This window comes from Corynebacterium gottingense, assembly GCF_003693265.1.
Lineage (GTDB): Bacteria > Actinomycetota > Actinomycetes > Mycobacteriales > Mycobacteriaceae > Corynebacterium > Corynebacterium gottingense.
In genome coordinates, this window is record NZ_RDRE01000017.1 from 21866 (window position 1) to 28610 (window position 6745).

Sequence of the window (6745 nt, forward strand, 5' to 3'; positions counted from 1 at the left end):
CTGTTGCAAAAACCAGCGGAGCCGACTAGCACAGTGAGTATATCTAGATACCCAGCCAGGAGAGGTCTACAAGCGGGTACGCCACGAACGCCACGGCGTCGATGAGGAAGTGCGCGAGCACCAGCGGCCACACGGCGCCGATCTCGGGTGTGCGCCACTCTGCGGCCGCAGAGTGGCTCCGCCTGCTCCGCCACAGGAAGTAGCCCGCGAAGACCACGCCCATCACAATATTGCCCGCGCCCGCCGAAACGCCCTGGTAGAGGTGGTAGGAGCCGCGCAGCAGCGCAGACGCCGCGACCGCCTGCCAGGGTGCCCACCCCAGGGCCCGCAGCCGGGTCACCAGGTAGGCCACCACCACGACCTCCTCGCCAAAGCCGTTGGCCAGCGCCCACAGCAGCGAGGTGGGCATCTGCACCGCCTCCGTGGCGGGCACCACCACCTTGGACAGGCCGAGGTGCACCGCGCCAATGTAGAACGCCAGGCCCGGCAGCCCGATGAGTGCGGCCAACCCCGCCGCGTGCGCCCAGTCGCGCCACCTCGGCCAGCACCATCGAGAGCCAAGGAGGTACCAGGCCAGCCCGCCCCACGCGAACAGCGTGCCCGCGGAGGCGACCTGCATGGCCAGGTCCAACCAGCCGATGGCCGAGGCCTGCTGCACCAGCGTGGTGGACTGCTCGTTCAAGGGGGCGGTGAGGTAGGCGTCGATAAGCTTGAGCCCGGAGCGAAGCCCGCTCATGCCGAAGGTGACTGCGAGCACGAGAATAATTTCGGTGATGAGGCGGCGGCGCATGCGATAACTTTAAGCCCATGACCCGTATCGCGTACCTGGGACCTGCCGGCACGTTTACTGAGCAGGCTGTGCACGCCTTCGCGCTGCCCGCACCGGAGCTCGTGGCCGTGGACTCGCCGGCGGAGGCGCTCGCCGCGGTGGCCGAGGGGCGGGCCGACCGCGCGGTGGTGGCCATCGAGAACTCGGTCGACGGAGCCGTGACCACCACCTCGGACGCGCTCCTGGCCACCCCGGGCGTGCAGATCTTCGCCGAAACCGAACTGGAGATCGCGTTTGCCATCATGACTCGCAAGGGGCAATCGCTTGCGAGCGCCACCCGCTTCGCCACCCACCCCGTCGCCTACCAGCAGGTGAAACGGTGGATGGGCGAGCACGCGCTGGGCGCCACCTTCCAGGCCGCGACCTCGAACGCGGCCGCCGCGGAGCAGGTCGCCGAGGGAACGGCCGACGTCGCCGCCGCCCCGGAGCGCGCCGCCGAGCTCTTCGGCCTTGAGGTCCACGCCCGCAACGTGGCGGACCTGGAGGCGGCGCGCACCCGCTTCGTCCTCGCGGGCCCGGTGGCGGCCCCGCCCGCGCGCACGGGCAACGACCGCACCTCCATCGTCTTCCAAACGCCCAACGAGCCGGGCAGCTTGGTGGGCATCCTGCAGGAGTTCGCCTACCGCGGCGTGGACCTCTCGCGCATCGAGTCCCGCCCGACCCGCGAGGAACCGAACACGTACAACTTCTTCGCCGACCTCGTCGGCCACATCGATGACGCGCCGGTGGCGGAGGCGCTGCGCGGGGTGTACCTGCGCTCCTCGCGGATCCGGTTCCTCGGGTCGTGGCCGCGCTGCGCCGGCGGGCCGCACCCGGTGCGCGCCGCGCGCATCGCGGCGGCTGCGGAGTGGGTCGACGCGGCCCGCGCTGGGACACTCGGGCAGCAGGAGCGCGCCCGCTAGCCCCAGCCGAGGGCGTGGAGCTCGTGCTCCTCCATGCCGAAGTAGTGGCCCACCTCGTGCTTGACGGTCACGTCCACCTCGTGGCGCAGCTCCTCCACGGAGTGGCACATCGCCTGGAGCGGCTGCTTGTAAATGAACACCGCGTCGGGCAGGTAGCCGGTGTGGTTGGCGTGCTGCTCCGGCAGCGGCACGCCCTCGAACAGGCCCAGGATCTCGGGCTGGTCCTCGTTGAACTCGCGCGCAAGGATGACCACGTTGGTCATCCGGCGGGCAAACTCGTCGGGGATGGTGTCCAGGGCGTCGTCGATCATCGCCTCGAACTCCTCGTCGCTGACCTCGACCATTACTGCACAGTCTCCGGGGCAGCCTCCGGGGCGGCTTCTGGGGCAGGCGAGGCCGGGGCGGAGGAGGCGGCCGGCGTCTGGTTCTCGCGCAGCGGGCGGCGCTGGGGTCGCTCCGGCGGCGGGGTGCCGTCGATAAGCAATGCCTCCCGGCCTCCGGTTGCCGAGCCCGTGAGCTCGGAGAACCCGCCGTTGGGCGAGGAGAAGACGAGCGCGCAGTTTACGCTGTGCGAGCCGCTCTCCCACGAGGCGGGCTGCTGCGTGGTCCAAAACGGCTGCAGCGAGATCTGGTACAGGTTCTCCTCGCTGCCCAGGTAGGTGTGGGCGGCCTCGGTGCAGGCGTCGCCGAGGTACTTGTCCTGGTCCTCCACGGACGGCGTGCCGTCGGGGAAGACCGGTGCGAGGTCGACTTTGCTGGTGATCTCCATCTGGTGCGGCTGGCCGCAGTCGACCACTGTGGCGTTGTTCGCGCCGTCGATGGCCACGCACTCGCCGGGCGCGAAGGTGCGCGCCTGGTCCTCCTCGGCGACGCGGCCCGTGGTGAGCAGCTGCTCGCCGGCGCGGTTGGTCTCCTGCAGGCCGCACAGCATGGTGCGGTCGCCCGCCTCCCAGGCCGCGGCCGGCGGGAGGATCGGCGCGATGGAGTAGCGGCCGTTCGGGTCGTATTTGCCCTCCAGGTAGCGCAGGGTGGACGCGCCGCACAGCTCCTCGCGCAGCTGGGCCTGGCGCGTCGGGTTGGGCATGGGTGCGTCCTGCCCGAACTCCGAGGTGGGGTAGATGGCCAGGTCTTGGCGCGAGGCCACCTCGAAGCGGTGCTCGACGGCGCAGTCGGTCTGTTTAAAGTCGGTGACGCTGCCGTCCTCGGCCACGTTCCAGGTCAGGCAAGCGCCCTGGTCAGCGGTGGTAAACGGCGCTGGCGGCGCGCCGTGCTCGCTGGTCTGCGCCTGGGGTTGTCCCTGCTCGCCGTTCGCGCCCCCGCCTGGGGCGTTCGCGTCGGTGGTCATGGCGTAGGAACCCATGCCCACCGAGCCGGCGAGCGCGGCGATGAGGAACGCGCGGGTGGCGTTGGAAGTCGAAACCATGCCTTACATACTAGGCAACTGCTCGCCGCAGTCGGCGTCCTGGCCGACGCGGGTGGTCAGCCAGTAGCGGTCCGAGCGGTAGCACGAGGTGCAGTATTCCACCGGTCGCGCGCCGCTTCCGGCCCGCCGCACGATGCGCAGCAGCGCGGTCCCGGTTTGCACCTCCAGCGCCTTCGCGTTGGCGGCCGTGGCGCTCGCTGCGGTGACGGTCTGCTCTGCCTCGGTGATGGGCAGCCCGTAGCGGGTACGGAGTAGCGAGTAGACGGATTGCTCCACGTCGTGCTCGAGTAGATCCGGGACGAGCGCCGCGTTGTACCAGGCGTCGTCCACGGCGTAGGGCTGGCCGTCGCCAAGCCGCAGCCGGCGCAGCTGGATGTGCGGGGTCTCCGGCGCAGTGCCAAAGAACTCGGCCGCGTCGAGCGGGGGAGTGGCGAGGCCAGAGTGCAAGATTATCGACGCCGCGTCCACCCGCTGCTCACGCATCTCCTCCGAAAAGCTCGCCAGGTGCATGCGGCTTACCAGCGGCGACGGTGCCACGAACGTGCCCTTGCCGCGCACCCGCCGCAGCTTCCCGTCCGCGACGAGGTCCCCGATCGCGCGCCGTACCGTGATGCGCGAAACGCCGTACTCCTCCTCCAGCGCCCGCTCGCCGGGCAGCAGGTCCCCGGGAGCGAGTTCCTCGGCGCAGCGCCGCTCCAACAGCGCCCGCAGCTGGGCGTGTTTGGGGACCGGGCCGTTGGTGATCATACCTCCACCATACCGCGCTGGTTATGACCAGCTGGGGTGAAATGGGATGTGGTGTGCGTCGCTAAGCGTCGCTAAGCTCGGTGCGCAACGCCACGCTCCATTCCCGGCTGCGGTGGGGCGGCGACAAGGTAGAGTGAGTGCTTGTGATTGATCTGAAATTCCTGCGCGAAAATCCGGACGTTGTACGCCAATCCCAGACCGCCCGCGGTGAGGACCCAGCGCTGGTTGACCAGCTGATTGCCGCCGACGAGCAGCGCCGCGCCGCGATCCAGGCGGCGGACGAGCTGCGCGGTGAGCAGAAGGCGTTTGGCAAGAAGATTGGGCAGGCGGCGCCGGAGGACCGCCCCGCACTGCTGGAGGGTTCGAACGAGCTCAAGGCGCGCGTGAAGGCCGCCGAGGCCGAGCAGGAGGAGGCAGAGGCCAAGGTCAAGGCGCTGCAGTCCAAGATCCCGAACCCCATCCAGGGCGCGCCCGCCGGCGGTGAGGAAGACTTCGTCGTGCTCGAGCACGTTGGTGAGGTCCCGGAGTTCGACTTTGAGGTCAAGGACCACCTGGACCTGGGCGAGGCGCTCGGCGCGATCGACATGAAGCGCGGCACCAAGATCGGCGGTGCCCGCTTCTACTACCTGGTCGGCGACGGCGCCTGGATGCAGCTGGGCATGCTCATGCACGCCGCGAAGAAGGCGCGCGAGGCTGGTTTCAAGGTCGTCGTCCCACCGGTGCTGGTGCGCCCCGAGATCATGGCGGGTACCGGCTTCCTGGACGAGCACGACGAGGAGATCTACTACCTCGAGCGCGACGACCTCTACCTGGTAGGCACCTCCGAGGTGGCGCTGGCCGGCCTGCACCAGGACGAGATCATCGATCTCTCCGACGGCCCGCTGCTCTACGCCGGCTGGTCCTCCTGCTTCCGCCGCGAGGCCGGCTCCTACGGCAAGGACACCAAGGGCATCCTGCGCGTCCACCAGTTCGACAAACTCGAAATGTTTGTTTACTGCAAGCCAGAAGAGGCAGAGGACATGCACCAGAAGCTGCTCGGTCTGGAGCGCGAGATGCTCGCCGACGTGGAGGTGCCTTACCGCGTCATCGACGTCGCCGCGGGCGACCTCGGTTCCTCCGCGGCCCGCAAGTTTGACACCGAGGCGTGGGTGCCGTCGCAGCACACCTACCGTGAGCTGACCTCCACCTCCAACTGCACCACCTTCCAGGCCCGCCGCTTGAACATCCGCTACCGCGACGAGAACGGCAAGACCCAGATCGCCGCGACGCTGAACGGCACCCTGGCCACGACCCGCTGGCTGGTGGCCATCTTGGAGAACAACCAGCTGGCCGACGGCTCCGTCCGCGTGCCCGCCGCGCTGCAGCCGTGGGTGGGCAAGGAAGTGCTCGAGGCCTAATGGGCACCGCACCGCAGTGGAAGACGCTGCGCGGGCTCACCGTCCCGGCGGACTACCGGGCCCCGGCGAAGCACCCGGTGGAGTCGAAGGAGCGGCTCTACCCGTTCACCGTGCGCATGTTCAATCGCCTGATGCGCCTGCAGCGCATGCGCGTGCGCGTGGTGGGGGCGGAGCACATCCCGGAGCGCGGTGGCGCGATCATCGCTGCCAACCACACCGGCTACTACGACTTCATGCTCACCGGCACCGGCCCGCTCCTGCAGGGCGGACGACTGCTGCGCTACATGGCGAAGAAGGGCGTGTTTGACATCCCTGTGCTGGGCACGCTGCTGCGCACCATGAAGCACGTGCCGGTGGACCGGGACAACGGGGGCTCGGCTGTTGACGCCGCCGTGCGCGGCCTCTGCGACGGCAACCTGGTCGGCATCTTCCCGGAGGGCACGATCTCGCGCTCCTTCGAGCTCGCGGACTTCAAGACGGGTGCGGCACGCATCGCCGCGCAGGCGGGCGCGCCGCTGATCCCGTGCGTGATCTGGGGCTCGCACCGCATCTGGACCAAAGATTTGCCCAAAAAGTTCCGCGGCGTCGGCGTGATCGTGCGCTATGGCGCACCGGTCGAGGTTACCGGCGACGCCGAGGCCGACACGGCGCGGCTCAAGCAGGCGATGCAGCGCATGCTCGAGCAGTCCCGCGCTGAGTACGACGCGGAGTTCGGACCGTTCGCGCCCGGCGACAAGTGGGTGCCCGCCTCCCTCGGCGGCGGCGCGCCCACGCTGGAGCAGGCGGCCGAGATGTACGAGCGCGAACGCGCGGAACGCAAGGCGAAAAAGGCAGCGAAGCAAGCCAAGAAAGGCACCTAACCCCATGCACGCCCCCAAGCTCATCATTAGCGACATCGACGGCACCTTCATCACCCCCACCGGCCGGGTGACCCCGAGGCTGCGCGACACGGTGGTCCGCGCGGTGCGCTCGGGGACCAAGTTCGCCCTGGCTACGGGGCGCCCCCACCGCTGGCTCATGCCGGTGCTGGACCAGCTGCCCATCGCGCCGACCTGCGTGTGCGCGAACGGTGCCGTGGTCTACGACCCGGTGAAGGACACCGTGGTGCGCTCCTTCGAGCTCGCGCCGGAGACGATGCTGCGCGTCGTCGACGCCGTCGGCAAGGCGCTCGCCCCGCACGGCCTGCAGCACGGCTTCGGCGTGGAGCGCGTCGGCCAAAGCGCGCTCGACCCGGAGGAGGATTGCTTCCTCATCACCCCCGAGTACAACCGGGACGCCTGGGACAGCAGCTTTGGTATCGGCACCGCCGCGGAAATCGTCGCCGAGCCCGCCGCCAAGCTGCTCGTGCGCTGCCCGCAGCTGCGCTCCGCGGAACTGTTCGACCTGGTCGCGCCCACCATCGAGCCGGAGGACGCGCACCTGACCTATTCCATGGACGAGGGCCTCA

The 6745-nt window shown here is 69.4% G+C and carries 8 protein-coding genes; 4 read left to right on the forward strand and 4 right to left on the reverse strand.

What is annotated here, in order from left to right:
• Positions 1–43: 43 nt before the first annotated feature.
• A complete protein-coding gene (locus EAW56_RS09345) occupies positions 44–790 on the reverse strand; it encodes a CPBP family intramembrane glutamic endopeptidase (RefSeq protein ID WP_122086259.1) in 747 nt (248 codons plus the stop codon).
• Positions 791–807: 17 nt separating this feature from the next.
• Here EAW56_RS09345 and pheA point away from each other — a divergent pair, with 17 nt between their 5' ends.
• Complete coding sequence (gene pheA / locus EAW56_RS09350) at positions 808–1731, forward strand: prephenate dehydratase (protein WP_122086260.1); 924 nt, start codon at positions 808–810, stop codon at positions 1729–1731.
• On the opposite strand, the gene EAW56_RS09355 is transcribed toward pheA, so the two are convergent.
• From EAW56_RS09355 to EAW56_RS09365, 3 genes are read right to left on the reverse strand one after another with little or no spacing between them, the layout of a single operon-like run.
• Positions 1728–2075 (reverse strand): metallopeptidase family protein, encoded by a 348-nt coding sequence (locus EAW56_RS09355; protein ID WP_095278888.1) that lies wholly within the window; start codon positions 2073–2075, stop codon positions 1728–1730. The genes pheA and EAW56_RS09355 overlap by 4 nt on opposite strands.
• Positions 2075–3154: a septum formation family protein gene (locus EAW56_RS09360; RefSeq protein ID WP_122086262.1), complete on the reverse strand. Its 1080-nt coding sequence runs from the start codon at positions 3152–3154 to the stop codon at positions 2075–2077. Before EAW56_RS09360 ends, EAW56_RS09355 begins: the two co-directional genes overlap by 1 nt.
• Positions 3155–3157: 3 nt before the next feature.
• Positions 3158–3901 carry a GntR family transcriptional regulator gene (locus EAW56_RS09365; RefSeq protein ID WP_095535985.1) on the reverse strand — a complete coding sequence of 248 codons (744 nt, stop codon included), beginning with the start codon at positions 3899–3901 and terminating at the stop codon, positions 3158–3160.
• Between the two features lie 143 nt (positions 3902–4044).
• Here EAW56_RS09365 and serS point away from each other — a divergent pair, with 143 nt between their 5' ends.
• From serS to EAW56_RS09380, 3 genes are all read left to right on the forward strand, one after another.
• Complete coding sequence (gene serS, locus EAW56_RS09370) at positions 4045–5298, forward strand: serine--tRNA ligase (protein WP_122086266.1); 1254 nt, start codon at positions 4045–4047, stop codon at positions 5296–5298.
• On the forward strand, positions 5298–6158 hold the full coding sequence (locus tag EAW56_RS09375; protein WP_122086263.1) for a lysophospholipid acyltransferase family protein: 861 nt from the start codon (positions 5298–5300) through the stop codon (positions 6156–6158). Before serS ends, EAW56_RS09375 begins: the two co-directional genes overlap by 1 nt.
• A 4-nt stretch (positions 6159–6162) precedes the next feature.
• On the forward strand, positions 6163–6745 hold a 583-nt coding region (locus EAW56_RS09380; protein WP_147453272.1), incomplete at its 3' end, for an HAD family hydrolase.